At 71.5% G+C, this 24,293-nt stretch carries 29 protein-coding genes; 18 read left to right on the top strand and 11 right to left on the bottom strand.

The window, feature by feature from the left end:
- The 4 genes from BIU96_RS01085 to BIU96_RS01065 all read left to right on the top strand — a co-directional run.
- A partial coding sequence (locus tag BIU96_RS01085; RefSeq protein WP_139199667.1) for a LacI family DNA-binding transcriptional regulator occupies positions 1 to 935 on the top strand: 935 nt, incomplete at its 5' end.
- 214 nt (positions 936 to 1,149) lie between these two features.
- Positions 1,150 to 2,673: an MFS transporter gene (locus BIU96_RS01080; protein ID WP_083402547.1), complete on the top strand. Its 1,524-nt coding sequence runs from the start codon at positions 1,150 to 1,152 to the stop codon at positions 2,671 to 2,673.
- Between the two features lie 429 nt (positions 2,674 to 3,102).
- On the top strand, positions 3,103 to 3,612 hold the full coding sequence (locus tag BIU96_RS01070) for a flavin reductase family protein (protein ID WP_071290737.1): 510 nt from the start codon (positions 3,103 to 3,105) through the stop codon (positions 3,610 to 3,612).
- Between the two features lie 44 nt (positions 3,613 to 3,656).
- Positions 3,657 to 4,271, top strand: coding sequence for a superoxide dismutase (locus BIU96_RS01065; protein WP_071290736.1), 615 nt, complete (start codon positions 3,657 to 3,659; stop codon positions 4,269 to 4,271).
- A 111-nt stretch (positions 4,272 to 4,382) separates the two neighbouring features.
- On the opposite strand, the gene BIU96_RS01060 is transcribed toward BIU96_RS01065, so the two are convergent.
- Positions 4,383 to 4,973 carry a TetR/AcrR family transcriptional regulator gene (locus tag BIU96_RS01060; RefSeq protein ID WP_139199665.1) on the bottom strand — a complete coding sequence of 197 codons (591 nt, stop codon included), beginning with the start codon at positions 4,971 to 4,973 and terminating at the stop codon, positions 4,383 to 4,385.
- 134 nt (positions 4,974 to 5,107) lie between these two features.
- Here BIU96_RS01060 and BIU96_RS01055 point away from each other — a divergent pair, with 134 nt between their 5' ends.
- Positions 5,108 to 6,082: a carbohydrate kinase family protein gene (locus tag BIU96_RS01055; protein WP_071290734.1), complete on the top strand. Its 975-nt coding sequence runs from the start codon at positions 5,108 to 5,110 to the stop codon at positions 6,080 to 6,082.
- A gap of 106 nt (positions 6,083 to 6,188) precedes the next feature.
- Here the strand turns inward: BIU96_RS01055 and BIU96_RS01050 are convergent, their stop codons facing one another.
- From BIU96_RS01050 to upp, 5 genes are all read right to left on the bottom strand, one after another.
- Entirely contained in the window at positions 6,189 to 7,610 is a 1,422-nt protein-coding gene (locus BIU96_RS01050; RefSeq protein ID WP_071290733.1) for a serine hydrolase, read from the bottom strand.
- Positions 7,607 to 8,956: a deoxyribodipyrimidine photo-lyase gene (locus BIU96_RS01045; RefSeq protein WP_071290732.1), complete on the bottom strand. Its 1,350-nt coding sequence runs from the start codon at positions 8,954 to 8,956 to the stop codon at positions 7,607 to 7,609. The genes BIU96_RS01050 and BIU96_RS01045 overlap by 4 nt, the downstream gene beginning before the upstream one ends.
- A complete protein-coding gene (locus tag BIU96_RS01040) occupies positions 8,953 to 9,465 on the bottom strand; it encodes a MarR family winged helix-turn-helix transcriptional regulator (protein ID WP_175477421.1) in 513 nt (170 codons plus the stop codon). Before BIU96_RS01040 ends, BIU96_RS01045 begins: the two co-directional genes overlap by 4 nt.
- A 292-nt stretch (positions 9,466 to 9,757) precedes the next feature.
- A complete protein-coding gene (locus tag BIU96_RS01035) occupies positions 9,758 to 10,528 on the bottom strand; it encodes a winged helix-turn-helix domain-containing protein (protein ID WP_071290730.1) in 771 nt (256 codons plus the stop codon).
- A gap of 662 nt (positions 10,529 to 11,190) precedes the next feature.
- Positions 11,191 to 11,826 (bottom strand): uracil phosphoribosyltransferase, encoded by a 636-nt coding sequence (gene upp, locus BIU96_RS01030; RefSeq protein WP_071290729.1) that lies wholly within the window; start codon positions 11,824 to 11,826, stop codon positions 11,191 to 11,193.
- A gap of 76 nt (positions 11,827 to 11,902) precedes the next feature.
- Here upp and BIU96_RS01025 point away from each other — a divergent pair, with 76 nt between their 5' ends.
- On the top strand, positions 11,903 to 12,337 hold the full coding sequence (locus BIU96_RS01025) for a nucleoside deaminase (RefSeq protein WP_071290773.1): 435 nt from the start codon (positions 11,903 to 11,905) through the stop codon (positions 12,335 to 12,337).
- On the opposite strand, the gene BIU96_RS01020 is transcribed toward BIU96_RS01025, so the two are convergent.
- Positions 12,318 to 13,274 carry a cation diffusion facilitator family transporter gene (locus BIU96_RS01020; RefSeq protein WP_071290728.1) on the bottom strand — a complete coding sequence of 319 codons (957 nt, stop codon included), beginning with the start codon at positions 13,272 to 13,274 and terminating at the stop codon, positions 12,318 to 12,320. The two genes, BIU96_RS01025 and BIU96_RS01020, sit on opposite strands and share 20 nt — an antisense overlap.
- 64 nt (positions 13,275 to 13,338) lie before the next feature.
- Between BIU96_RS01020 and proC the strand changes: the two genes are divergently transcribed.
- The gene (gene proC, locus BIU96_RS01015; protein WP_071290727.1) at positions 13,339 to 14,169 is read left to right on the top strand and encodes a pyrroline-5-carboxylate reductase; all 831 of its coding nucleotides are present in this window, start codon (positions 13,339 to 13,341) and stop codon (positions 14,167 to 14,169) included.
- A gap of 66 nt (positions 14,170 to 14,235) precedes the next feature.
- Here proC and BIU96_RS01010 read toward each other — a convergent pair whose 3' ends face one another.
- Together BIU96_RS01010 and BIU96_RS01005 are read right to left on the bottom strand one after the other, a co-directional pair.
- Positions 14,236 to 14,928 carry a TrkA family potassium uptake protein gene (locus BIU96_RS01010; protein ID WP_254785883.1) on the bottom strand — a complete coding sequence of 231 codons (693 nt, stop codon included), beginning with the start codon at positions 14,926 to 14,928 and terminating at the stop codon, positions 14,236 to 14,238.
- On the bottom strand, positions 14,921 to 16,354 hold the full coding sequence (locus BIU96_RS01005; RefSeq protein WP_071290726.1) for a TrkH family potassium uptake protein: 1,434 nt from the start codon (positions 16,352 to 16,354) through the stop codon (positions 14,921 to 14,923). Before BIU96_RS01005 ends, BIU96_RS01010 begins: the two co-directional genes overlap by 8 nt.
- A gap of 72 nt (positions 16,355 to 16,426) precedes the next feature.
- On the opposite strand from BIU96_RS01005, the gene BIU96_RS01000 reads away from it, so the two are divergent.
- From BIU96_RS01000 to BIU96_RS00985, 5 genes are all read left to right on the top strand, one after another.
- The gene (locus BIU96_RS01000; protein WP_071290725.1) at positions 16,427 to 16,942 is read left to right on the top strand and encodes a helix-turn-helix transcriptional regulator; all 516 of its coding nucleotides are present in this window, start codon (positions 16,427 to 16,429) and stop codon (positions 16,940 to 16,942) included.
- Positions 16,943 to 17,021: 79 nt separating this feature from the next.
- On the top strand, positions 17,022 to 17,216 hold the full coding sequence (locus tag BIU96_RS00995; protein ID WP_017888579.1) for a helix-turn-helix domain-containing protein: 195 nt from the start codon (positions 17,022 to 17,024) through the stop codon (positions 17,214 to 17,216).
- A gap of 119 nt (positions 17,217 to 17,335) precedes the next feature.
- Entirely contained in the window at positions 17,336 to 17,434 is a 99-nt protein-coding gene (locus tag BIU96_RS18900) for an AURKAIP1/COX24 domain-containing protein (RefSeq protein WP_003792170.1), read from the top strand.
- Between the two features lie 130 nt (positions 17,435 to 17,564).
- Entirely contained in the window at positions 17,565 to 17,819 is a 255-nt protein-coding gene (locus tag BIU96_RS00990; protein ID WP_071290724.1) for a glutaredoxin family protein, read from the top strand.
- On the top strand, positions 17,816 to 18,109 hold the full coding sequence (locus BIU96_RS00985; RefSeq protein WP_071290723.1) for a Dabb family protein: 294 nt from the start codon (positions 17,816 to 17,818) through the stop codon (positions 18,107 to 18,109). The genes BIU96_RS00990 and BIU96_RS00985 overlap by 4 nt, the downstream gene beginning before the upstream one ends.
- Positions 18,110 to 18,181: 72 nt before the next feature.
- Here BIU96_RS00985 and aspS read toward each other — a convergent pair whose 3' ends face one another.
- Positions 18,182 to 19,522 carry an aspartate--tRNA(Asn) ligase gene (gene aspS / locus BIU96_RS00980; protein WP_071290722.1) on the bottom strand — a complete coding sequence of 447 codons (1,341 nt, stop codon included), beginning with the start codon at positions 19,520 to 19,522 and terminating at the stop codon, positions 18,182 to 18,184.
- Between the two features lie 160 nt (positions 19,523 to 19,682).
- Here aspS and BIU96_RS00975 point away from each other — a divergent pair, with 160 nt between their 5' ends.
- The gene (locus BIU96_RS00975) at positions 19,683 to 20,021 is read left to right on the top strand and encodes a hypothetical protein (protein WP_071290721.1); all 339 of its coding nucleotides are present in this window, start codon (positions 19,683 to 19,685) and stop codon (positions 20,019 to 20,021) included.
- A complete protein-coding gene (locus BIU96_RS00970; protein ID WP_071290720.1) occupies positions 20,018 to 20,227 on the top strand; it encodes a hypothetical protein in 210 nt (69 codons plus the stop codon). Before BIU96_RS00975 ends, BIU96_RS00970 begins: the two co-directional genes overlap by 4 nt.
- A 33-nt stretch (positions 20,228 to 20,260) precedes the next feature.
- Here BIU96_RS00970 and BIU96_RS00965 read toward each other — a convergent pair whose 3' ends face one another.
- Complete coding sequence (locus BIU96_RS00965) at positions 20,261 to 20,635, bottom strand: MerR family transcriptional regulator (protein ID WP_071290771.1); 375 nt, start codon at positions 20,633 to 20,635, stop codon at positions 20,261 to 20,263.
- Positions 20,636 to 20,688: 53 nt separating this feature from the next.
- Between BIU96_RS00965 and BIU96_RS00960 the strand changes: the two genes are divergently transcribed.
- The 4 genes from BIU96_RS00960 (at position 20,689) to BIU96_RS00945 (ending at position 24,259) form a co-directional block, all read left to right on the top strand.
- Positions 20,689 to 22,179 carry a SulP family inorganic anion transporter gene (locus BIU96_RS00960; RefSeq protein ID WP_071290719.1) on the top strand — a complete coding sequence of 497 codons (1,491 nt, stop codon included), beginning with the start codon at positions 20,689 to 20,691 and terminating at the stop codon, positions 22,177 to 22,179.
- Between the two features lie 68 nt (positions 22,180 to 22,247).
- Positions 22,248 to 22,904 (top strand): histidine phosphatase family protein, encoded by a 657-nt coding sequence (locus tag BIU96_RS20165; protein WP_071290718.1) that lies wholly within the window; start codon positions 22,248 to 22,250, stop codon positions 22,902 to 22,904.
- Complete coding sequence (locus tag BIU96_RS00950; protein ID WP_071290717.1) at positions 22,901 to 23,515, top strand: TlpA disulfide reductase family protein; 615 nt, start codon at positions 22,901 to 22,903, stop codon at positions 23,513 to 23,515. Before BIU96_RS20165 ends, BIU96_RS00950 begins: the two co-directional genes overlap by 4 nt.
- 45 nt (positions 23,516 to 23,560) lie before the next feature.
- Positions 23,561 to 24,259: a cytochrome c biogenesis CcdA family protein gene (locus BIU96_RS00945; protein WP_071290770.1), complete on the top strand. Its 699-nt coding sequence runs from the start codon at positions 23,561 to 23,563 to the stop codon at positions 24,257 to 24,259.
- The last annotated feature ends 34 nt before the right edge of the window (positions 24,260 to 24,293 follow it).

The raw sequence follows: 24,293 nt of genomic DNA, 5'->3' as shown, positions 1-24,293 counted from the left end.
CCCGGCAGACCGTCACGCGCGCCATGAACGGCATGTCCGGCATCAGCGCCGCGACCAAGCTGCGCGTCCTCGCCGAGGCCGAACGGCTCGACTACCGTCCGTCGCGGTTCGGCCGCGGGCTCGTCACCGGGGGCGACCACCAGCTCGGGCTCGTCGTCAACGACCTGCGGAACCCGTACACGCCGCAGCTCGCGTCGGCGGTGTTCCGGCTCGCCGCCGAACAGGGGTGGAACGTCATGCTCGCCGACGTCGACCTGGCGAGCGACGCCGATCGGATGGTCCAGGCGCTCGGTGCGCAGACCGACGTGGTGATCGGCTACCTCGGCTCCCGGCGGCACCGGTGGAGCGAGCTCCTCGGCAGCGTGCCGATGGTCGAGCTCGACCCGTCGTCCGACCCGCCGACCGCCGCGGTCTGGATCGACCCCGCCGACGCGATCGAGGCCCTCGCCGACCACCTCGTGGCGACCGGAGTGCGACACCCGGTGGTGCTCGACAACTCGTCGCCCGAGCACACGAGTGCCCGTGGGGTGCTGCTGATGGACGCCCTGCAGCGGCGCGGGTACCTGCCCGAGCTCGTGCACGCGCCGCACGGCACGGCGGAGTGCGGCGCCGAGGAGACCACGGCGATCCTCGGACGACGACGACGCCTCGACGCGATCCTCGCCTTCAACGACGTGATGGCGCTCGGTGTGCTGCAGGCGTGCCGCCGTGCCGGGGTGGACGTGCCCGGTGACGTCCGGGTGGTCGGGGTGGACGGACTGCCGCTCGGTGGGCTCGTGTCACCGACGCTGACGACCTTGGCGGTCGACCTCGACGCCGTCGCGCGCGAGGCGCTCGACCTCGCCCTCGGCATGCTCGCCGGCGAGCTGCCGCGGCAGGGTGCGACGGTGCAGCGCACCGTCCGGCACAGCCTGCTCCTGCGCGAGTCGGCCTGACGACGAGGGGCCGTCCTGGGCGTGACCCGGGGGCGGACGGGAGGCGCGGTGCGGGCCCGCCCCGCGCCTCCCGTCCGCTGTTGGTTGCATTTGCAACCATCACCGTCCAGACGGTACACTAACGGAGTCCTGACGGGACGCGTGCAGACCCCGCGTCCCGTCTCGTCTGCACCGCCGTCGACCTGGTCCGGCTCGAAGTCCCAGGAGTCCTTCCGTGTCCGCACTGCTCACCGGTCCCGTCACCACCGCCGTCACCGGCAGCCGCACCCGTCGGTTCGCCGCGCTCGCCGTCCTCATGCTGCCCGTCCTGCTCATCTCGGTGGACAACACCGTGCTGAGCTTCGCGCTGCCGTCGATCTCGCGCGCGCTCAACCCGGACGCCACGACGCAGCTCTGGATCGTCGACGCCTACCCGCTCGTCCTCGCCGGGCTCCTCGTCGTGATGGGCAGCATCGGCGACCGCATCGGTCGGCGTCGGATCCTGGTGATCGGCGCGAGCGGCTTCGCCCTGTTCTCGGTCGCAGCGGCGTTCGCGACCGACGCCTGGATGCTCGTCGCCGCCCGCATCGCGATGGGTGTCTTCGGCGCGATGCTCATGCCGGCCACGCTGTCGATCATCCGCAACGTCTTCGTCGACGCGGGGGAGCGGCGGATGGCGCTCGCCGTCTGGTCGACGATGTTCGCGGCCGGCAACGCCCTCGGCCCGCTCGTCGGCGGCGTCCTGCTCGCGCACTTCCACTGGGGCGCCGTGTTCCTGGTCGCCGTGCCGATCCTCGTGCTCATGCTCGTCGGGGTGCCGTTCCTCGTCCCCGAGTCCCGCGACCCGATGCCCGGGCCGGTCGACGTGCCGAGCATGCTCCTGTCCCTCGGCACGCTCGCGCCGATCGCGTGGGCCATCAAGTCGGTCGTGCACCCGGAGGAGCGCGGGTTCGCGATCGCGATGCTCGCCGTCGGCGTGCTGTGCGGGATCGCGTTCGTGCGGCGGCAGCTGCGCTCGCGCACGCCGATGCTCGACCTCCGGCTGTTCCGCAGCACCGCCTTCACGGGCAGCGTCCTGATGAACATGGCGGCGATGTTCTCGCTGACGGGCTTCCTGTTCTTCATCGCCCAGCACCTGCAGCTCGTCGCCGGGCTCGACCCGTTCACGTCCGGCATCGTGCTCGTCCCCGGGTCGGTGCTCACCATCGTCGCCGGGCTCGTGGTCGTGCCGATCGTCGGCCGGGTCGCACCGCGCTGGGTCGTCGCGGTCGCCCTGCTCTTCTCGGCCGCGGCGTACGCGATGGTCGCCGTGCTCGGGCACCACGCCTCGATCGTGGCGCTCGCGTTCGCCTTCGTGCTGCTCGGCATCGGGATCGGTGCGTCCGAGACCGTGACGAACGACCTGATCATCTCGACGGCCCCCGCGGACAAGGCCGGCGCGGCGTCGGCGATGTCCGAGACCGCGTACGAGATCGGTGCGGTGCTCGGCACGGCCGTCCTCGGCACGATCCTCGCCACCGCCTACCGGGCGCACGTCGTGGTGCCGGGCGGGCTGTCCTCGTCGGCGCACACGGCCGCGCAGGAGACCCTCGGTGGCGCGGTGTCCGCGGCGAACCAGCTCGGCGGGTCCGCGGGGCAGGTGCTCCTCGAGTCGGCGCGGGCCGCGTTCGACTCCGGCGTGACGATGACGGCGGGGGTCGCGGCGCTCCTCATGGTGGTGGCGGCGGCCGGTGCGGTCGTCATGCTCAAGCGGCGCTGACGCGGGCGCCCGCGCCCGCCCTCCAGCGCCCGCCCGCCCTCCCGCGCGGTCTCCCGTTGAGGGAGCACAAATCGTCGGGGAGCCCTCGCGCGCTCGACGATTCCTGCTCCCTCGACGCCCCGGCCCCGCCCACGCGCCCGCGCGTGCCCGCCCAGCGCCCGTCCGCCGCGTTGAGGGAGCACAAATCGTCGGGGAGCCCTCGTGCGCTCGACGATTCCTGCTCCCTCGACGCCCCGCCCGCCCACGCGCCCCCGCCCGCCCACGCACCCCAGCCCGCGCCCGCGCCCAGCGCGTCACGCGCGGTCACACGGCGCGCCCGGGATCGGTCGAACCTGAGAATCGTTGACCTCAACCACTGTTGAGGTCCTACGTTGGGACATGGCCGCGGAGCCGCGGCCTCCCCTCCCCGAAGGAACGACCACGACTCCCATGCCCGACGAAGCACCGGCGACCATCGCGGACGCGTACAAGGCCGCCTTCCGGGGACACCCCGCAGGCGTCGCCGTCATCACCGCCGAAGGGCCGGACGGCCCCACCGGTCTCACCGCCTCGAGCGTCGCGAGCGTCGCGATCGACCCGCCCGTGCTCGTGTTCTCGCTGTCCACCAACTCCGGGTCCGCCGGCGTCGTGCTCGGCGCCCCGCTGTTCGTCGTGCACCTGGTCGACTCCCTCGGGGTCGCCCTCGCGAAGCGCTTCGCCTCGACCGGCAGTCCGGCGGCCGACGACCCGATCTGGGGGACGCTGCCCTCCGGGGACCGCTACCTGCCGAGCGCCGCGAGCGCACTGCGCTGCCGACCCCTGTCGACCACGCCGATCGGCTCGTCCACCGTCGTCGTCGCCGAGGTCCTCGACATCGTCGTCGGCCTCGAACGGGGCGAGCCGCTGGTCTACCACAACCGGGAATTCCACTCCCTCACCGATCGTTCCCGGCTCTCGTGAGCCGCGGAGCACCATCCGCACACCACTGATCGAAAGGAACTCACATGGCTGAGTACACCCTGCCGGAGCTGCCGTACGACTACGCCGCGCTCGAGCCGCACATCAGCGGCAAGATCATGCAGCTGCACCACGACAAGCACCACCAGACCTACGTGACCGGTGCGAACACCGCGATCGAGCAGCTCGCCGAGGCCCGTGAGTCCGGCAGCCTCGCCACCGTGAACAAGCTCGAGAAGGACCTCGCGTTCAACCTCGGCGGTCACGTCAACCACTCGATCTTCTGGACCAACCTCGGCCCGGACACGAAGGTCCCGGAGGGCGAGCTCGCCGCCGCGATCGACGAGTTCTTCGGCTCGTTCGAGAAGTTCCAGGCCCAGTTCACGGCCGTCGCCACGGGTATCCAGGGCTCCGGCTGGTCCGTCCTCGCGTGGGACACCGTGGGTCAGAAGCTCACCACGTTCCAGCTGTTCGACCAGCAGGCCAACGTGCCGCTCGGCGTCGTGCCGATCTTCATGCTCGACATGTGGGAGCACGCCTTCTACCTCGACTACCTCAACGTCAAGGCGGACTACGTCAAGGCCGTCTGGAACATCGTCGACTGGGAGAACGTCGCTGCGCGCTTCGCGAACGCGAAGTCGCAGAGCTTCGTCACGCTCTGACGGAGCGTCGGCGGGTCGCCTCGGTGACCGTCTGACGGACTGGAGGCGCGGTGCCAGCTGGCACCGCGCCTCCAGTCCGTCAAGGGGCCGTTCCGGACCGCAGCGCGTCGGCTAGGCCCGTGCGTCGGACGTGACGGGCGTGACCGTCGCATCGGCGAGCTCGGTCGCGATCGCGCGCAGCTCGACGTCGACGTCGCTGTGCTCGCGGTCCACGATCGCGCCCCACTGAGCCCCGCGCGCGGAGAGCACGGCGTCGCGTGCCGATCGGTCGGCCTCGTCGGGATCGGCACCGTGCTCGCGGCACCACGCTGCGATCAGGACGACCTGGTCGTGGTGGAACACGTGCTCACGGTCGCGGCCGTCGAGTGACTCGACTGCGCCGAGTTCGAAGGCGAGCCGCGCGGCGAGTGCCCGTTCCGGGTCGTCGAGTCCGCCGAACACGGCGACGAGGTACTCGGCGAGTCCCTGCGCGTCGGTGGCGGGGTCGAGCGCCGGGGGCATCGCGGCGTCGGCGAGGTGCGCGACGACGGCGTCGATCAGGGCGTCGCGCGAGCCGAAGTGGTAGACGATCGGGTAGGCGCTGGTGCCGAGTACCCTGCCGAGGCTGCGGACGGAGACGTCCTCGAGCTTGGTGTCCCGGAGGTGCTGCGCCACCTTCGCGATGATCGCCGGCTTCAACGTCGGATCGGGCTTCCTGGGCATGGCGTCTCCGTGGGGTCGGTGTGGTTCGCGACCGTTCACATACGATCATTGAGTATATTACCGGTTGTTCCCGTGAAGAGCCACCACGTGGTCATGAACCGGAGATTTGCTCGTGTTCGCGTAGGATGAGGCCGATGACCACTCCGTCCGAGCGCCCCGATGCCGCACCACGTCCCGAGCCGCCCCGTGCCGGACGGACGATCGCGGGGCGACGTCGCGGGGCGGGGAAGCGCTTCCTGGTCGTCGGCGACGTCCTGGACGGCGTCCTCGTGCAGACCACCGCCACCGCAGTGGGAGCCCATGACCCGGCGGCCGTCATCCGCCACCGTCCGGTCGGAGCGGCCGGGAACACCGCCACCTGGCTCGGGTGGCTCGGCGCCGAGGTCGACCTCGTCGCCCGCGTCGGGGTCGACGACGTGTACCGACACGAGCGGTCACTCGGCGACGCCGGGGTCCGTGCCCACATCCGCTACGACGCGCGGAGCACGACGGGAGCGGTCGTGTCCGTGCGGAACGACGTCGGCCGGACCGCGATGTCCGACCCCGCTGCGAGCGGCGCGCTGACCGCCGACGACGTGCCGGCCGAACTCGTCGGCCGTGCGGACATCGTGCACCTCACCGGAGCGGCGATGCTCGGCGGCGGCGGTGCGGAGCGCATCGCCGCGCTCGTCGCACGCGCTCGGGCGGGGACGGCACGGGTGTCGCTCGACCCGTCCGCCACCGCGGTCGTCCGAGCAGTGGGTGCCGAGCAGTTCGTCGAGGCCCTCGCCGGTGTGGACGTGCTCTTCCCGAGCGAGGCCGAGGCGATCGCCCTGACCGGTGCCGGCACGGTCGCGGACGCGGTGCGGGCACTCACCGAGCGGGTCCCGCTCGTGGTCGTGACCCGGGCGCACGACGGCGTGCTCCTCGGACGGCGGGGGCGGAGTCCGCAGCGGGTGCCGGTCACGCCGGCGACCGTGGTGGACACCCTTGGCGCGGGGGACGCGTTCGCCGCGGGCTTCCTCCGAGCGTGGGCGACCGACCCGGTGCGGGTCGGGGCGGCAGCCCGCGAGGGCACCCGCGTCGCCGCGCGGGCGCTCGGCTTCGTCGGCGGGCGACCGCCGGTCTGAGGAGCCGCGGTCGGCCGAGTCCCCGTTCCGCCGTCGGCCGGGGTCCCCGTTCCGCGGTCGGTCAGGGGCCCCGGTCCGCTGTCGGTCGGGGTCGCCGTTCACGGCGTCAGCGTTCGACGGGCTCCGGGGTGACGGTGAGGGTCTGGACGCGACCGGCCGCGAGCGGGGCCAGCCGGATCTCGACGCGCAGGCGTCCGGTGGTGCCGGGCAGCCACCACCGGAGGTGCGACGGGGCGGAGGACTGCTCGGCCTCCGGCGCAGCGGTGACGTCCGCGCCGACGGCCTGGACCGCCTCGGCGATCGCGCGACGTCGACGTTCGTACGGCACGTCCTGTGCGACGTTCGGCGTGCAGATCGCATCGGCGAGCTCGTCGCTCCACCCGGCGAGCAGCTGCGTCACCGCCCGCTGCGCAGCCCGGGTCGCGGTGGCCGTCCGGCCGGTGGTGGTCGGTGCGGTCGCCCGGTCGGCGAGGACGAGGTCGAGCGCGGCGTCGGCGGCCGCCGAGACCTTCGCCTGCGTGGCGTTCTCGAACGCCACGACGCCGAGGCCGTCCCGCACGGACCACCGCATGTGCGCGGAGAACCCCGGGTACCCGCCGGAGTGCGACACGAGCTCGCCGAACCGCGGGTCCTGCTCGACGAACAGTCCGAAGCCGTACGCGGTCGCGCGCGAGGCGCCCGGCACGGTCGACGCGGGCACGACGCGCATCGCCTGCTGCATGAGCCGACGGTCCGCGGGGGAGACCGGGCCGGGTTCGGGGGAGACCGGTCCGAACGCCGAGGCGAGGTGCCGACCCCACCGTGCCAGGTCCGCGACGGTGGAGAAGAGCCCACCGATCGGCGAGAACGCTCCCGGACCGGTCAGCGGCAGCGGTTCCCAGGTGCCCGCGTGCGGACGGACGCCGGTCACGACGAACCCGCGGGACTCGGCCGCGCTGAACACCGTGTCGTCGAGCCCGAGCGGTCGGAGGACCGTGGCCGCTGCGACCTCGGTGTAGGGCGCTCCCGCCACCGCGGCGATCACGCGGCCGAGGAGCGCGTACCCGAGGTTCGAGTACGCGAAGCGGGTGCCCGGCACGGAGTCGAACAGGAGTCCGGCGCGCAGCACGGCATCGAGCTCGGCGTCGGAGACGGACTCCTGCCGATCGGCCCACGGGTCGTCGGTGGGGAACCCGGCGGCCATGGTCAGCAGCATCCGGAGGGTCGGCACGGGAGAGTCCGCGGTGGGCAGCTCGACCGCGGCGAAGGCCGGCACGAAGTCCGTCACGGGCGCGTCGAGGTGGACGCGTCCGGCGGCCACCAGGGCGAGCAGGGTGGCGGCGGTCACGCTCTTGGTGCAGGACGCGATCCGGTAGACGGTGTGCTCGTCCGGAGCGCGTCCGTCTCCACGGTCGCCGTGCCCGCCGGATGCGACGAGGCCGGTCCGGTCGAACACGCCCCACACGCTGCTCGGCGCCGTGCCGCGTTCGACCCGCTGTCGGAAGACGGCGTCGACCTCAGCGAGGACCTGCTCGTCGATCCCGGTCACGACCGGCGCATCTCGTCGTAGGCGTCGAGTGCCCGCTGTCGCGTCGCCTTGAGGTCGACCATCGGCTCCGGGCGCAGCTCGTCCGACGGCACCCACCGGTGCACGTACTCGCGGTGCGGGTCGAAGCGCTCGAGCTGTCGGTCGGGGTTGAACACCCGGAAGTACGGCGCGGCGTCGAACCCCGACCCCGCGACCCACTGCCAGTTCGCGGCGTTGTTGGCCGGGTCGGCGTCGACCAGGGTGTCCCAGAACCACTGCTCGCCGATCCGCCAGTCGACGAGCAGGTTCTTCACCAGGAAGCTCGCGGCGGCCAGGCGGACGCGGTTGTGCATGGCGCCGGAGTGCCAGAGCTCCCGCATGCCGGCGTCGACCAGGTCGAAGCCGGTCGTGCCGGTGCGCCACCGGTCGAGCTCGTCGTCGGAGACGTCCCGCCAGGGGAAGGCGTCGAACTCGCGCCGGACGTTGACCGTGGCGATGTCGTCGCAGTGGAAGTACTCGTTCCAGTTGAACTCCCGCCAGGCCAGCTGCCGGAGGAACGCCGGCGCCTGCTGGCGCTGCTCGGGTTCGAGCCGGCCGTGCAGGCGGTGCCACACCTGGTACGGGCTCACCTCGCCCCAGCGCAGGTGCGGCGAGAGGTCACTGGTGGCGGCCATCGCCGGTTCGTCGCGCTGGTCGTAGTCCTCGAGCGCGCCGTCGACGAAGTGCTCGAGCCGGCGGTGCGCTCCGGCCTCGCCCGGCGTCCATGCCTCGCGCAGACCGCCGGCCCAGTCCGGCTTCGTCGGCAGGAGCGCCCAGTCGTCGAGGTCGTCCGACGCCACGTCGGGCGTCGGGGGAAGGTCGCGCGGCTTGGGCAGGGGGTGCCGCGGCTCGGGCATGGCCTGCGCCGCCCGCCAGAAGGGCGTGAAGACCTTGTACGGCTCGCGCTGACCGGTGAGCACCGTCCACGGTTCCCAGAGCAGGTTCGCCGCGAAGCTGTGGGCTTCGGTGCCGGCCTCGGTGAGCGCGCTCTTGATGCCCGCGTCGAGGTCACGCTCCACGCGGCCGTAGCGCCGGTTCCAGAACACCCCGTCGGCGCCGGTCTCTGTGACGAGCCGGTGGACCACGTCGGCGGCGGGGCCGCGGCGGAGCACCAGGCGGGAACCGCGGTCGCGCAGCTCGGCGTCGAGCGCTGTGAGCGAGTGGTGCAGCCACCATCGACTCGCCGCACCGAGCGGTCGGATGCCGTGGCTCTCCTCGTCGAGCAGGACGACCACGGTGAGGTCACCGCCGTGGTCGATCCCGGCCCGCAGCGCGGGGTTGTCGGCGAGCCGCAGGTCTTCGCGGAGCCAGACGAGTGCGCCGGTCACACCGTGGCCGGGTCCGGGGTGACCGCCGACCGTGCCTCGGCCTGTCGCGGGGACGTCGCCGCGGCCGCCGTGCGGAGCTTCGTGCAGAGCTCGGTGAGCGTCCGGAGCTCGGAGTCGTCCAGCCCGGCACCGACCTGGTCGGCGATCGTCTGCGCGTGCTGCACGGCGACGGACCGGTAGACGTCGAACCCGTGCGCCGTGAGCGCGACGATGACCCCGCGTGCGTCTGTCGGGTCGGGCTGCTTCTCGACGATGCCGCGGGCGGTGAGACGGTCGACGAGGCGGCTGACGCTCGGCTGCGTGAGGAGCAGGTGTCCGGTCAGCTCGCGCATGCGGCAGCGGCGACCGGGCTGCGTCGACAGGTTGAAGCAGACGTCGTACTCGTTGAAGGAGATGTCGTCGGCGGGGAAGTCGGCGTTGAGCGCCCGCATCACGGTGACCTGTGCGCGGAAGAGCGCTTCCCAGGCCGCCACGGCGGTCGCCTTCTCGGTGCGACGTGTCTCGTCCACGGTCGCGCTCCCTCCGGTCGTACGGTCATCCCACACTACCGACGGGCGACGACACCGGCCGCGACGAGCACGGGATCGGGGTACGAGGAGTGGTCGCGGACGTGACGAGGGCCGGCCGTCACGGGGACGACCGGCCCTCTCCCTTGCACCAAGAGTGTCCTGCAATCACATTCCACAGCCGGTGCCACAGCAAACACCGACTGCACGACCGACTGTATAACGAACCGGTAACGGCGCGCCAGAGGGTGCAACCGCCGTTCGCTGCGAGTTCACCAAGAGCCCGCCGTGCGGATCAGAAGAGGTCGGGCGAGGGGGTGGAGGCGTAGCGCACGGCGACGTCGGCGTGGCGGTCGAACCGGTAGCCGACACCGCGGACGGTCCGGACGATCTCCTCGAAGGCGCCGAGCTTCGAGCGGAGCCTGCGGACGTGCACGTCGATGGTGCGCTCGTTCGGCGTCTCGTCCTCGCCGTCGGACCAGAGCCCGTCGATGATCGCCGTGCGGTCGACCGTCTGGCCCTCGCGGAGGACGAGGAACTGCAGGAGCTCGAACTCCTTGAAGGTCAGGGGAGCGGCCTCGCCGTCGAGGGTCACCCGCTTCCGCGAGATGTCGATGACGACCCCGGTCTCCTCGGGCTCGGGCTTCTCGGCCTGCTTGCGTGCTGCGACGGCGGAACGGTCCTGGAGCGCGAGGCGCACCACGTCGACGTCGCGGCCACCAGAGCCCTCGGCGGCGACGGCCACTGCGGCGTACGTCTCCGACGTCGGGACGAGCTGCGCGGTGAGGGCCTTCAGCTGCTCGACCACCGCGGCGAGCGTGGTGCCGGCAGCCGCGGCCTTCGCCTCGTCGATGCCGACGTAGAGCGCGAACCCGCGGGCCTCGGTGCCCTCGGGGAGTGCGCGGTTCCGCTGCGGAGCGACGACCGGGCTGGTCGGGACGCCGTTCGACGACGGCGGGGCGACGGGCTGGCGACGCGGGCGGATCGGCGTCACGGTGCCGAGGTCGGTGGGTGCCGCTGCAGGGGTGCGGAGGTCGGGACGGGGCTGGGCGATGGTGAGCGACATGGCGGTTCTCCGGGCGATGTGGCTGCGGCCCGATGTGGTGGCCGCGGCTGTGTCGAATGCGTCGACCCGGGTACGGCGAGCGCCGTGGTGCCCTGCGGTCCGGTTGGGGACCGGGGCGGACCCGGGGGTGCGGGAGACGAGTCTCGTGACGTGGTGCGCGTCGTCGACGGGATCGTCATCCGGGGATCACGCGCGCGCGAGCGGGGTGGTGTCGCGGGGGATCCGGCTGGAAGGAGTGCCGATCAGGCACACATTCGACAACGCATGACGGCCATGGCCGGCATCATCGTGCCGACGGTCCCCACTGCCCCTGCGGAGGAGCACGCCTCGGAGAGGACGCGGGTGGACACGGTTGCAGTCATGGGACGAGTATCGGCGGTATACCAAGTCGGTGTCAACCGTCCGAGCGGACGGTGCGGTCTGCGCGGACGACATGGACTCCGCTGCACGCCGGTTCCTTCCCATCACGCTTGCGATGGGATGTCGAATCGGGCGTACCTGGTCGGAACAACGGACCAGGTACGCCCGATTCGATCAAGTACGCCCGGTTCCGCCCGCTACGCCCGGTTCGGCCAGGTACGCCCGGAACAAGCCCGGTGACGGACTGGAGGCGCGGTGCCAGCCGGCACCGCGCCTCCAGTCCGTCAGGTGGCGGGTCTGCGCTACTCGGCGAGCCCGTACAGGCGGTCGCCGGCGTCGCCGAGACCCGGCACGATGTACCCGTTCTCGTCGAGCTTCTCGTCGAGTGCCCCGAGGACGATCGACACGTTGCGGTCGCCGACGGCCTGCTCGACCATCGCGAGGCCCTCGGGCGCTCCGAGGATGCACACGCAGGTGACCTCCTCCGCGCCGCGGGCGAACAGGAAGTCGATCGCCGCGGCGAGGGTTCCGCCGGTCGCGAGCATCGGGTCGAGCACGAAGCACTGGCGGCCGGAGAGGTCGTCGGGCAGGCGCTCGGCGTAGGTCTGCGGCTCGAGGGTCTCCTCGTTGCGCGCCATGCCGAGGAAGCCGACCTCGGCCGTGGGGACGAGCTTGACCATGCCCTCGAGCATGCCGAGCCCGGCACGGAGGATCGGCACGACGAGCGGACGCGGCTTCGCGATCGAGACGCCCATGGTGTGGGCCACCGGGGTGTCGATCGGCGTCGCGGTGACGCGCACGTTCCGGGTGGCCTCGTACGCCAGCAGCGTCACGAGCTCTTCGGTGAGGGCGCGGAACGTGGGGGAGGGCGTCGTACGGTCGCGGAGCACCGAGAGCTTGTGGGTGATGAGCGGGTGGTCGGCGACGTGGACTCGCATAGGGTCGACCCTACCGTGCCGCCGACTGCCAGGAGGTCCCGTGGAGGAGCCCGCCGCCCGACCGTTCGTCCCCGCGATGCGACGTGCGCTCGACGAGGCCCGCGCCTGCCTGGACACCGGCGACGTGCCCGTGGGAGCCGTCGTGCTCGATCGACTCGGTGCCGTGGTCGCGGTCGGGCGGAACGAGCGCGAGGCGCTGCAGGACCCGACGGCGCACGCCGAGGTGCTCGCGCTCCGGGCAGCGGCGGCCGTCACCGGCGACTGGCGCCTGGCGGAGCACACGCTCGTCGTCACGCTGGAGCCCTGCCCGATGTGCGCCGGCGCGGTCATGGCTGCCCGGGTGCCGCGCGTGGTGTTCGGGGCCTGGGACCCGAAGGCCGGCGCGAGCGGCAGCGTCTACGACATCGCACGGGACCGCCGCCTGCCGCACCGGTCCGAGGTCGTCGGCGGCGTGCTCGAGGCCGAGTGCGCGGCCGTGCTCGACGCCTTCTTCAGTCAGCGGCGCGGATGACGATCGCCTCGGTCGGCGGTCGCGGCCCGGTGCGGAGCACGTCCGGCTCCACGTAGATGACCCGGGCGATCGGCACGGCGGCACGGATCCGCTGCTCGACCGTGTCGATGCCCGCCGCCACGTCGCCGAGCCGTCGGTCACCGTCGACCGCGACCTTCACGCCGACCATGAGCTCGTCCGGCCCGAGGTACAGGGTCTTGATGTGGATGATCGAGTCGACCTCCGGTCCGTCGAGCAGCGCGTGCTTGATGCGCTCGACGTCGGCAGCGGTCGCGCCCTCGCCCACCAGCAGGCTCTTCGTCTCGATGCCGAGCACGACCGCGACGGCGATGAGCAGGGCCGCGATGAAGATGGTGCCGATCGCGTCGAACACGCCGTTGCCGGTGATGGCGGTGAGGCCGACGCCGAACAGTGCGAACACGAGGCCGAGCAGGGCCGCGGTGTCCTCGAGCATGACGACCGGCAGCTCGGGCGCCTTGGCCCGGCGGACGAACTGTACCCAGCTCTGCCGGCCCTTCTGCGGGCGGGCCTCTCGGAGGGCCGTGCGGAGCGAGAAGCCCTCGAGTCCGATCGCGATGACGAGCACCACGAGCGGCAGCCACCAGTTCTCGAGCGGGTGCGGGTGGGTGAGCTTCTCGATGCCCTCGTACAGCGAGAAGACGCCGCCGACCGAGAACAGGATGATCGAGACGACGAAGGCGTAGACGTAGCGCTCCCGGCCGTAGCCGAACGGGTGCTCCTCGTCCGCTGCGCGCCGAGCACGTCGGCCGCCGAGCAGCAGGAGGAGCTGGTTCGCCGAGTCCGCGAGGGAGTGCACGCCCTCGGCCAGCATCGACGCCGACCCGCTGATCGCCGCGGCGACGAACTTGACGATCGCGATGCCGACGTTGGCACCGAGTGCGGCGAGGATGGCCTTCGTGCCTCCGGAAGCGCTCACGGGTGTCCCTTCTCCCTGACGTGCGATCCGATCCTAGGCGCGAGGGCTGGATAGGGTCGGGAGCATGACCATCGAACTGCCCCGCACCGCCCTGCTCGGCGTCGGCTCCATGTCCGGCGCGGTCCTCGACGGGCTGCTCGCCGCCGGGCTCGACCCGGCCACGGTCACGCTGACGACGAAGTCCGAGGCGTCGGCGGCCGCGCACCGGGAGCGCGGACTCGACGCCGCGGCGACCGACACCGACGCCGAGGCGAACCGCGCGGCCGTCCGGGGTGCCGCGCTCGTCGTCCTCGGCGTCAAGCCCTACGCGATCGGGGACCTGCTCGACGAGGTCGCCGGCGACCTCGAGCCCGGCGCGGTCGTGGTGAGCGTGGCGGTCGGCACGACCACCGCCAGCATGGAGGCGAAGGTCCCCGCTGGTGTCCGCGTGGTGCGCGCGCTGCCGAACACGCCGATCGGCGTCGGGCACGGCGTGACGGGCATCAGCCCCGGCTCGTCGGCCGACGCCGACGCGGTGGCGCTCGCGTCGTCGGTGTTCACCGCGTCCGGCGTGGTCATCGAGGTCCCCGAGTCGCAGCTCGACGCGCTGTCCGCGGTCTCCGGGTCGGGGCCGGCGTACGTGTTCCTGCTCGTGGAGCAGTGGCAGCAGGCGGCCGAGTCGCTCGGCTTCACTTCCGAGCAGGCCGAGACCATGGTGCAGGGCACCCTGCGCGGCGCGGTCGAGCTGCTCGCTGCGTCGGGTGAGGAACCGACGGACCTCCGCCGCGCCGTCACGAGCCCGAAGGGCACCACCGAGCGCGCGGTCGCGGTCCTGCAGGACGCCGACTTCGCGGGCACGTTCGAGCGGGCATCCCGCGCGGCGATCGCGCGGGCAGAGGAACTGTCACAGGGGTAGACGGCGACCGGTGACGGACTGGAGGCGCGGGGCGGGCCCGCCACGCGCCTCCAGGCCGTCCCGTGGTCACTCCAGGGCCGCGAACCGCTCCAGGTCGCCCTCGGTACCGGAGACGATGATGACGTCGTCCTGACCGATCACGCTCTCCGGGGTGGCCGGCACGAACGCCCGGCCGGGCGTCTTGATGCCGAGCACGGTGAGACCGAAGCGGGTGCGGATGACGGTCGTGGCGAGGTCCTTCCCGCGGACCGAGGCCGGCGGGAACATCTTGACCACGGCGAAGTCGTCGTCGAACTCGATGAAGTCGAGCATCCGCCCGGACACGAGGTGGGCCGTGCGCTCGCCGGCCTCCCGTTCCGGGTAGACCACGTGGTTCGCGCCGATGCGGGACAGGATCGTGCCGTGCGACCGGCTGATCGCCTTCGCCCAGATCTGCGGGATGCCGAGGTCGACGAGGTTCGCGGTGATGAGGACGCTCGACTCGAGGTCGCTGCCGGTGCCGACGACCGCGATCGGGAAGTCCTGGGCGCCGATCTGTCGGAGGGCGTCGATGTCGGTCGCATCGGCCTGCACCGCGTGGGTGACCCGGTCCGACCACTTCTGCACGAGCCCGGGGTCGGTGTCGACGACGAGGACCTCGCGGTCCTGCCGCTCGAGCTGCCCGGCGGTGGCGGCGCCGAACCGGCCGAGGCCGATGACGAGCACCGGGGCGTCGTGGCTGACGGCACCCAGCGGGTGCGGACGGTTGCGGTCAGCCAACGATCGGCCTCTCCTCGGGACGGCGGAACAGTTGCCGGCTCTGGCTGGCGGCCAGGGCAGCGGCGATGGTCACTGTACCGACACGACCGAGGAACATCGTCGCAGCCAGCACGTACTTGCCCGACTCGGGCAGGCTCGCGGACACCCCGGAGGACAGGCCGCACGTGGCGAACGCGGAGATCACCTCGAACAGCACGCGGTCGAGGGACTCGTGCGTGATCTGCAGCAGGACCACCGTGGCGATGGCGACGATCGTGGCGCCCCAGAGCACGACGGCGACGGCGACGCGCAGCACGTCGCTCGGGATGCGCCGCCCGAAGGCCTCCATGCTCTGGCGTCCGCGTGCCTCGGCGACCGCGGCGAGGAACAGCACGGCCAGCGTCGTGACCTTGATGCCGCCGGCGGTCGAGGCCGAGCCGCCGCCGATGAACATGAGCATGTCGGTGACGAGGAGGCTCGACCCGTTCAGCTGGTCGAAGTCGACGAGCGAGAACCCGCCGGACCGGGTCATCGTCGACAGGAAGAGGGCCTGGAACGCCGTCCGGCCGGCGCCCTCCTCGCCGAAGGTGGTCGGGTTCGACGCCTCGAGCGCGATGTACACGGTCGCGCCGCCGACGAGCAGGACCGCGCTCGTCGCCAGGGTCAGCTTCACGTGGATGGGCCACCGACGGGGCGTGCGGAGCTGCTTCGTCAGGGCGCGGATGACCGGGAAGCCGATCGAGCCCGCGACGACGCCGACCATGAGCAACGACAGGAACCAGTAGTCGTGCGCGAAGGGGGTCAGGCCGCTGGCGTTCGGCACGAAGCCGGTGTTCGTGAACGCCATCGCCGCGTAGTAGAACGAGTCGCCGACCGCCGTCCAGAACGGCATGCCGGCGATGAGCACGGACGGCAGCAGGAGGAGCCCGAGGACGATCTCGATCGACAGGGTGCTCACCGCGACGGTGGCGAGCAGGGTGCCGACCTCGCCGAGGCGGACGGCCTGTCCCTCGGGGACGGCGCCGTGGTGGGTCCGGAGCGGGTTCGAGTCGCCGGCCGCCATGAGCTTGGCGCGCAGGCCGAGCTTCCGCGTGACGAAGAGCCCGAGGATCGAGGCGAACGTCAGGACCCCGACGGCTCCGATCTGGGTGCCGATCACCACGAGTGTCTTGCCGAAGACGGACCAGTGCGTCGCCATGTCGACCGTCGCCAGCCCGGTGACGCACACCACCGAGGCCGCCGTGAAGAGGGCGTCGGCGAAGTGCGTCGACTGCCCGTCCGCCGCCGCCCACGGCGTCATGAACAGACTCGTGAAGAGGAAGATCAGCGCGACGAAGACCGCGATCGCCAACCGGGACGGCGACGAGCGGAGGGCGGTGCCGAGACGCGACGGGCGTCGGCGGGTCGCGCCCGCGGAGCGGGTCGGCGGCTCGTGCCGGTCGAGCATCGTATGCCTCCGGGGACATGGGCGGGACGGTTCGTCATGGTACATCCGTGGTGCCGCGGCTAGCCTTGCCCCATGGCCGACATCTTCAGCGTCGTGGCGGACCCCACCAGACGCGAACTGCTCGGGGCGCTCCTCTCCGCGTACGGATCCGACGCGACCGGCGGCGAACTCAGCGTCGGCCAGCTCGTCGAGCGGCTCGGCGTCAGCCAGCCGACCGTGTCGAAGCACCTGCGCGTCCTGCGGGACATCGGCCTCGTCACGAGTCGCGAAGAGGGCCAGCACCGCTACTACCGCCTCGACCCGGAGCCCCTCGTCGGCATCGAGGAGTGGGTCCTGCCGTTCACCGGTGCCGTCGACGCCGACGGCACCCCGGCGACGACCGCGTGGACGATGGACGGCCAGCCGGTGTCGATCCGGCGGAACGGCGTGGCGGGCAAGGCCACCGTCGAGGTGGGCACCGAACTCGGCCGGGTGATGGCCGAGGCGTCCCACCGCGCGACCGCGGCGCTGTCCGGCGCGCAGCAGGGCTGGGAGCGCGTCGTCGAGAGCAGCCGCAAGCGCTTCACCCGGCGTGGCGACGAGGACTGACGGCTGTCTGGACACCGGTCCCACCGGCCCCTACAGTGTCCAGTGACCACACAGGTCACACCGATCCCGAAGGCGGACCATGACCGGCAGTTTCGACGACGTGCGCTTCCTCACCGTCGCTGAGGTCGCCGAGATGATGCGCGTCTCCAAGATGACCGTCTACCGCATGGTCCACGCGGGAGAACTCCCCGCCATCCGCTTCGGCCGTTCGTTCCGCGTCCCGGAGTCCGCCGTCGCGGACGTCCTGCGCGGTGGCGTCGCCGACGTCGGCTAGGCGGGTCCGAACCGCGCCGTTCGACATCGCGTCAGCGCTCCGCTAGACTCGGCGGGGTTGTTTTTCCGCGGTCTCGTTGGCCCGGTGTCCACACAACATCAGTCCGAGTGAGGTCCGTTATGGGTTCTGTCATCAAGAAGCGTCGCAAGCGCATGGCGAAGAAGAAGCACCGCAAGCTGCTTCGCAAGACGCGCCACCAGCGTCGCAACAAGAAGTAAGTCGCACGACTTGCCGCTGAAGCCCCGGTTCGCCGGGGCTTTCGCATTTGTCGGCACAGCCGCATTTGTCGGCACAGCCGCATCTTCCGGGTTGCCCCGACGGCTCTGCGCCGCCGGATATGGTGGTGCCATGCCCGCCGTGACCCTGCTGACGAAGCCCGGCTGCCACCTCTGCGACGACGCGCGACCGGTCGTCGAACGCGTCGTGGCGAGCCACCCCGGAACGACCCTGCAGGAGCGGTCGATCCTCGACGACGACGCCCTGCGCCTCGAGTACGCAGAGGACATCCCGGTCGTCCTGGTCGACGGTCGGGTCCACAGCAACTGGCACGTCGACGCCGACCGGCTCCACCGTGCCCTCGAGAAGGCCGAGGCCCGCGCATGATCCACCACGTCGTCTCCTGGACCCTGCGCGAGGACCTCGACCGTGACGAGTCGATCGCGCGGATCCGGGAGCTGCTCGTCGGCCTGATCGGCACCGTCGGCTCGATCCGCTCGCTCGAGGTCGTCGAGAACGTGGCCTACCCGGGGAAGAACCAGGACGTCGCCGTCGTCGCGACGTTCGACGACCTCGCCGGGCTCGACGAGTACCAGGTGCACCCGCAGCACCAGGCCGCGGCAGCGGAGATCCGCGGCCTGGTCACGGGGCGGGCCGCCATCGACTGGCGGAGCTGAGCCGCGCCTCCCGGCAGACGCGAAGCGGCCCCCGTCCTGTCGGAACGGGGGCCGCTGTCGTGGACCGGGTGACTACGGGGTCAGGCGCGTCGGGCCGCGGAAGAGGTACGTGACCTCGCGGATGGACGGCTCGTGCAGCGCGAGCATGAGCACGCGTGCGAGGCCCATGCCGAACCCGCCGTGCGGCGGTACGCCGTACCGGAAGAAGTCGAGGTACCAGCCGAGCTCCTCCGGGTCGAGGCCCTTCTCGACGGCCTGGGCCGTCAGGGTCTCCACGCGGTGCTCGCGCTGCGCGCCGGTCGAGATCTCGGCGCCGTTGAACAGCAGGTCGTAGCTGTTCGTGAGCGTCGGGTCGTCGGCGTGACGCATGTGGTAGTACGGCCGGATCGAGGCGTCGTAGTCGGTGACGAAGACGAACTCGGAGCCGTGGTGCTCCTTCGCCCAGGCGCTGACGCGACGCTCGCCCTCGGGGTCGAGGTCACCGTCGGCACGGACGACCTCGTAGCCGCTGTCGGCGACGATCTTCCGGGCCTCGGCCAGGGTGACGCGGGGGAACGGAGCGGTGGGCACGACGAACTCGAAGCCGAAGACCTCTTCGATGTCCTTGCCGTGCTTCTCCTTGACGGCCGTGAAGCCGGCGACGAGGAGTTCCTCGTGCATGGCCATGACGTCCTGGTGGGACTCGACCCACGAGAACTCGGCGTCGATGCTCGTGAACTCGGTGGCGTGGCGGCTGGTGAACGAGGGGTCGGCGCGGAAGGCGTCGGCGATCTCGAAGACCGCGCCGAAGCCGGCCGGCTGGGCCATCTGCTTGAAGTTCTGCGGCGACTGTGCGAGGTACGCCGTCGTCTCGAAGTACTCGAGCTGGAAGAGCTCGGCGCGGGACTCCGACGCCGATGCCATCAGCTTCGGCGTGTGGACCTCGATGTAGTCACGCTCGACCCAGTAGGTGCGGAACGCGTGCTCCATCGTCGTCTGGATGCGGAAGATGAGGTTCTGCTTGCGGTTGCGCAGGTCGAGGAAGCGCCAGTCGAGCCGCTTGTCGAGCGAGGAGTCGTCGGCGATCGGGGTCTCGGGGATCGCGGCGCTGATCACCTCGAGCGAGCCGACCTTGACCTCGAGCCCGCCGAGCTTGACCCGCTCGTCGTGCTTCAGCGTGCCGCGCACGTGCACGAAGGTGCCGTGTGCGAGGCCGGAGATCTCGTTGGTGATGCCGAGCGCGAGCTGGGCGGCGTCGTCGCCGTCCTCGGCTTCGCGGGTGGCGGGGTTGACGAGCTGTACGGCGCCGGACTCGTCGCGGAGCACGACGAACTGCACCTTCTTCTGGTCTCGGACGGTCTCCACCCATCCGGCGACGGAGACGGGGCCGTCAGGGAGTGCGGCGAGGTCGGCGATGCGGGTGCGTTCGATCACGGTGGTCGAGTCTAATGCTCCGGCTCAGCCGGTGCTCGTTCCTCCACAAGTCGGGTCGGCTGCGGTGTTCTCCACGGGTGGGCCTGGAGGCACGTGCCGGGTCCGCCGGGTCCGTAGCGTCCTCGACGTGGCCGGGTCGCGAGCTGGAGGGAGGCCCCGGATGACGGCAGGGGTCGAGGGGCTCGCGGCCTGGCCGCCTGCGGCGGTGGCGACGGTGGTCGCGGCGCTCGCGGCGGCGGCGTTGACGCTGGTGGCGGGGTTCGTCGGGGGAGTGTGGGCGGTGCTGCGGTGGCGGCGGGACGTGGCGCGTGAGGAGCGGGATCGTGCGTGGTCGCGGTTCGTGTGGACGGTGGAGCAGGCCTGCGATGGCGACGTCGGGCGTGCGGAGATCGGCTCGACGAGTGCCGAGGTGATGTACGACATGCGGATTCTTCGCGGAGACGACGCCGCGCTCGGCACGATGGTGCTGGGGCTGATCACGGGAAGGGAAGGACCATGACGGTCGAGGACCCGGTGCTGGCACTGGTGACGCGTCGGCAGGAAGAGTGGCGAGAACGAGTCCGGCGGCGGTACCGCTTCCGGCCGTGGAAGGCCCGCCGGATCATCTGGGAGCACGACGAGCTGATCCGCCGGAGCGCGGAGTGGCGCACCGCGCGCCGTGAGCGTGCGCGCCTGATCGACGCCGGGGAGCTCCCCGATGGCTGACGGCCCGATGGCTGACGGCCCGATCGCTGACGGTCAGGGGAGCGAGGAGCGGAGTGACCCGAGGGTGCCGATGAACTCCTCGGCCATGCCCGCACGCTCGACGAGCTTCGCGTGCCGGGCACGGGCGTCGAGCAGGAACTCGTCGAGGCGGGCGGCGAGCGCGGCCTCGTCGTCGGGGTCCTTCGCCGCGAGGCCGTCGACGACCCGGAGCAGCTCGGCCATCTCGTCGAGCGTGAACCCGAGCGGCTTCATGCGTCGGATCACGAGCAGCCGTTCGAGGTCCTGCTCGGTGTAGACGCGGAACCCGCCCGAGGTCCGCCCGCTCGGCACGAGCAGCCCGACCTCGTCGTAGTGGCGGATCGTCCGGAGGGACATCTCCGCCCGCTCGGCCAGTTCCCCGATGTGCATGGTGGTGCTCACGCGCCCAACTCTACCCTCACGTGAGGGTAGAGTTGGCCGTGATGTCCGTGATCACCCACGCCCCCACCGCCCCGAGCGTCCTCAGCGCCCTCCGCTCGCCCCGGCTCCTCACGCGAGAGGTCCTGGCCGGCGTCGTGACCGCGCTCGCCCTCATCCCCGAGGCGATCTCGTTCTCGGTGGTCGCCGGGGTCGATCCTGCCGTCGGGCTGTTCTCGAGCGTGGTGATCGCCGTCGTCATCTCGATCGTGGGGGGTCGTCCGGCGATGGTCTCCGCCGCGGCCGGCTCGGTCGCGCTCGTCATCGCCCCGCTCGTGCGCGACCACGGCATCGCCTACCTCGTGCCGACGATCGTCCTCGGTGGCCTCATCCAGATCGTGCTCGGGTTCCTCGGGGTCGCGCGGCTCATGCGGTTCATCCCGCGGAGCGTGAACGTCGCGTTCGTCAACGCCCTGGCGATCCTGATCTTCACGGCGCAGCTCCCGAACCTCTTCGGCGGCGACGTCCCCGTGGTGGTCTGGCCGCTCACCGCGCTCGGCGTCGCGATCATCGTCGGCTTCCCCTTCCTGACGAAGGCGATCCCGGCACCCCTCATCGCGGTGGTGGTCATCACCGCGATCACGATCGTGTTCGGCGTGGCCGTGCCGACGGTCGGTGACGAGGGCTCGCTGCCGACCGCCCTGCCCGGGTTCAACGGCATCACCACCCCGATCAGCCTCGAGACCCTGCAGCTCATCGCGCCGTACGCCTTCGGCGTCGCGATCGTCGGACTCATCGAGACCCTGCTCACCGCCCAGCTCGTCGACTCGATCACCGAGACGGGGTCGAGCAAGTGGCGTGAGTCCTGGGGGCAGGGCGTCGCGAACGTCGCGTCGGCCTTCTTCGGCGGGACGGGCGGCTGCGCGATGATCGGGCAGACCGTCATCAACGTGAAGACCGCCGGCGCGCGGACGCGGGTCTCGACCTTCACCGCGGGTGTCTCGGTCCTCGTGCTGACCATCGTGCTGCACGACATCGTGGCCGAGATCCCGATGGCCGCCCTCACCGCGGTGATGATCATGGTGTGCGTGGCGACGTTCGACTGGCACAGCATCCGGCCGCGCACGCTCCGTCGGATGCCGCTCGGCGAGACCGCGGTGATGGTGATCACGGTCGTGGTCGTCGTCGCCACCGACAACCTCGCCACCGGGGTCCTCGTCGGGGTGGTGGTCGCAGCCCTCGTCTTCGCCCGCCGGGTCGCCCACGTCGTGACGGTCGTGCGCGAGCCGGTCGACGACCGCACGGTCCGGTACCGCGTGCGCGGCGCACTGTTCTTCGCGTCGTCGAACGACCTGGTCACCCGGTTCTCCTACGCCGAGGACCCGGAGCACGTGGTCATCGACATGTCCGAGGCGCACGTGTTCGACGCCAGCACGGTGGCAGCGCTCGACGGGGTCGAGCAGCGCTTCGCGAAGCACGGCTCCACGGTCGAGGTGGTGAACCTCAACACGGGCTCGGTGGCGCTGCACCGGCGGCTGTCCGGCGAGCTCGGCTGAGCGGTTCCGCATCCGGTGAATCGTCTGTGCGGCCGGTGGGAACGGCTGAGCGACCTACACTGGAACCCATGCCCGCGACCCGAATCCACCTCGTCCGTCACGGCGAGGTGCACAACCCGGACCGCGTGCTCTACGGACGACTGCCGGGCTTCGGCCTGAGCGAACTGGGCGGCCAGATGGCGCTCGCGTCGGCGACCGCGTGGAAGGACGCCGGGGTCGACGTGCGCAAGATCGTCGCCTCACCGCTGCAGCGCACGCAGGAGTCCGCGGCGCCGTGGGCAGCCGCGTACGGGCTCGAGGTCGCCCTCGACGAACGACTCATCGAACCGACCAACCGCTACGAGGGGCAGCCACCGGGCTTCACCAAGCGCTCGCTCGGACGCCCGGCGGAGTGGCCATGGATCGCGAACCCGTTCCGGCCGAGTTGGGGCGAGGCGTACGAGTCGATCGCGAACCGGATGGTCGCCGCGATCGCCACGGCGTGGGAGAGCGTGGACGAGGGCGACGTCGTCCTCGTCAGCCACCAGCTGCCGATCTGGATGGTGCACCGTCGCCTGGCCGGCGAGCAGCTCTGGCACGACCCGAGGAAGCGCCGCTGCGACCTCTCCAGCATCACGACCGTCGAGCGTGTACCCGCCACCTCGTCCGGCCGTTTCACCGAGGTCGGGTACGCGGACCCGGCGCAGGCACTGCGTGCGACCGCGATCGACGAAGGAGCAGTGTGAGCGTCATCAGCAAGCGGTTCGCGGTCCTCGCGGCGACGGCCGTCGCCGCCGTCCTCGTCCTGTCCGGGTGCTCGTCCGACAGCGGCGGCCTCGCCAAGCAGTACGGCAACGGCACGACGCAGAACTACATCTCCGGCGACGGTGCGGTGACCGAGGTCGCCACCGACAAGCGCACGGATGCCGTCGACTTCTCGGCGAAGGACACCGACGGTGACACCGTCTCGTCGAAGGCGCTCAAGGGCAAGGTCGTCGTCCTGAACTTCTGGTACGCCGGATGCCCGCCCTGCCGGGCCGAGGCGAAGTACCTGAACAAGGTGCACGACGAGTACGCGGGCAAGGACGTCCAGTTCATCGGCGTGAACGTCCGCGACGAGCGCGGCACGGCTGCTGCGTTCGAGCGCACCTTCGGGATCGACTACCCGACCGTGCTCGACCAGAAGACCGGCGAGATGCAGCTCGCACTGTCCGGGCAGATCGCTCCGAACGCCGTCCCCGCGACCATCGTGCTCGACAAGCAGGGGCGGGTCGCGGCGCGCGTCCTCGGAGCGGTCGACGGCCCGTCGATCCTCGACACGCTCGTCGGTGACGAACTGGCCGGCAAGGCCTCCTGACCCGTGTCCAGCAACCCCTTCGCCGACGCGATCCTGAGCGGGCAGATGGCCGTCGCGCTGCCCGTGGCGGCGCTCGCCGGGCTCGTCTCGTTCCTGTCGCCGTGCGTGCTGCCCCTCGTGCCGGGCTACCTCGGCTACGTCGGTGGCGTCGCCGAGGGCGGGCAGCGCCGCGGTCGCGTGGTGCTCGGGGTGCTGCTGTTCATCCTCGGCTTCACGGCCGTCTTCGTCGCCTACACGACGGTCTTCGGCGCGCTCGGGTTCTGGCTCGTCCGCTGGCGCGACCTCATCACGCAGATCCTCGGCGTCGTGGTCATCGCGATGGGCCTCGTCTTCGTCGGCCGGTTCACGTTCATGCAGCGCAGCGTGAAGCCGAGCTGGACCCCGGCGACCGGGCTCGTCGGGGCGCCGCTGCTCGGCATCGTCTTCGGCCTCGGCTGGACCCCGTGCCTCGGCCCGACCCTCGCCGCGATCAACCTGCTCAGCGTCCAGTCCGGCAGCGCCTGGCAGGGCATGTGGCTCGGGGTCGCGTACTGCCTCGGACTCGGCATCCCGTTCGTGCTCGTCGCGCTCGGCGCCGGCTGGGCCACGGGTGCGATCCGCGCCGTGAAGCGCCACATGCGCACCGTCAACATCATCGGAGGAGCGATCCTGATCGTCATCGGTCTGCTCATGGTCACCGGCATCTGGTCGGCCGTCATGTCGAGCGCGGGGGCGGTGATCCAGAGCTTTGTCCCCGCAGTCTGACCCGAAGAACCCGGCCGACGCGGCCGAGGACCGC

Origin of the sequence: Curtobacterium sp. MCBA15_008, from assembly GCF_001865065.1 — a bacterium.
Lineage (GTDB): Bacteria > Actinomycetota > Actinomycetes > Actinomycetales > Microbacteriaceae > Curtobacterium.
Note: the sequence above shows the minus strand (reverse complement) of the source record. Positions and strands in the feature narration are given on the sequence as shown.